This window comes from Psychrobacter sp. 1U2 (genome assembly GCF_051847575.1).
Window position 1 is genome coordinate 1 of record NZ_JBPYDC010000201.1, and the last position, 1,443, is coordinate 1,443.

Below are 1,443 nucleotides of genomic sequence, written 5' to 3' on the forward strand. Positions count from 1 at the left end.
GAATATCATGGCTGGTAATACCGCCCGTATCATTAGTCGTCAAACGTACCTCGACGATGTTATAAATATTTTTCCATTCAGGATGATGCTCAAGTGCTTCAGCATAGAATGCTGCTTGATTCATAAAACTCATGGCTTCGACGAAGTTACTAAAATGGTAAGTTTTTACTATACTGTTCCCATCACGCTGCCAACCAGTAAGGTCTTCTAGCTGCATATCAACTTGTTTGTCGGATAAACTACTCATACCGATATCCTTTATTATTATGTCGTGGTTAATAAGAGTGTTGTCGTCATTGATTAAAATGCTATCAATAATCGCACCTTTTTTATTGTTAAAACTGGTATTTTATTTTAACTATTACTACTTTGTACTTATATTCAAGCGTATTACGTGTCGCTACTTACTAGAGAACGAAAAACCCACCTATCCTTTATATCCTGCCATATATCCATGGATAAATATATAGTGAGATAGCTTAAATAGATAGGTAGGCAAGAGGTTAGTCGGTTCTGTTAGGTAAGATTAAGGCAGCCCATTTAAATGCTTAGGCGTACTATGACAGGTATTTTAGGCTGTCATATTGATACTGTCTCATACAGCTACTACACCAAGTCTTTGTATTCTGGATGCTTGCTAATATAAGAGGATACAAACGAGCATTGTGGCACGACTTTTTTATCATGATCGCGTGCATAGTCTAGAGCATGTTTGACTAATTTTGAACCCACTCCGCGCCCGCCAAGCGCTGGCGGTACAATCGTATGGTCATAAACCAAAGCATCACCACGTTCTTGATAACTAATATAGCCAGTTTGACCTTCTATCGTAGTCTCAAAGCGATTGCGATCTTCATTATGCGTGATATCTAACGGTTGTTGATTACTCATATAAATCTCCAGTTATTGGGTATATTTTATTGATGTGATTCAACATAGAATAAAGATTATTTATAATAAAATAAAGCATGACGCACGACGGGTGGCAAATATTTACTCAGACCTTGCGTAACAGTTAAGGACGTCTTTGCTTGGCTTGTCTCATTATTTTTATCCATAACCATTTGCGTTTGCAAGTATGAATCTCGCTTATCATTACTTGGTTTACTAAAGTGATAAATACGTTTAATGACTTGGGTAAGCTGCGCACCAAAGCTGCCTGTATTGTAAGGTAGGCCATACTTTTTGCATATCTCTTGTACTTGCGGGGCCACGCGTGTGTAATGGTTGGCTGGCATATCAGGATAAATATGATGTTCAATTTGATGCGACAAATGACCGGTCAAAATATGGAACCACTTGCGACCTGTGATGTTGCTTGATCCTAATATCTGTCTGGTATACCAGTCGCCGCGACTCTCATTGTCATCTAAATGCGTATAGATATGTGCCTGCTCGGTAAAATGACCACAAAATATCACCGCCCAAGTCCAAACATTACGT

At 38.6% G+C, this 1,443-nt stretch carries 3 protein-coding genes; all 3 read right to left on the reverse strand.

What is annotated here, in order from left to right:
- The coding region (locus tag ACS8FD_RS14460) for a 4a-hydroxytetrahydrobiopterin dehydratase (protein ID WP_439276369.1) at window positions 1-247 on the reverse strand (247 nt) is incomplete at its 3' end.
- A gap of 359 nt (window positions 248-606) precedes the next feature.
- Complete coding sequence (locus tag ACS8FD_RS14465; RefSeq protein ID WP_439262375.1) at window positions 607-891, reverse strand: GNAT family N-acetyltransferase; 285 nt, start codon at window positions 889-891, stop codon at window positions 607-609.
- 56 nt (window positions 892-947) lie between these two features.
- Window positions 948-1,443 (reverse strand): fatty acid desaturase (locus tag ACS8FD_RS14470; protein ID WP_439276370.1); only part of this gene is annotated, 496 nt, incomplete at its 5' end.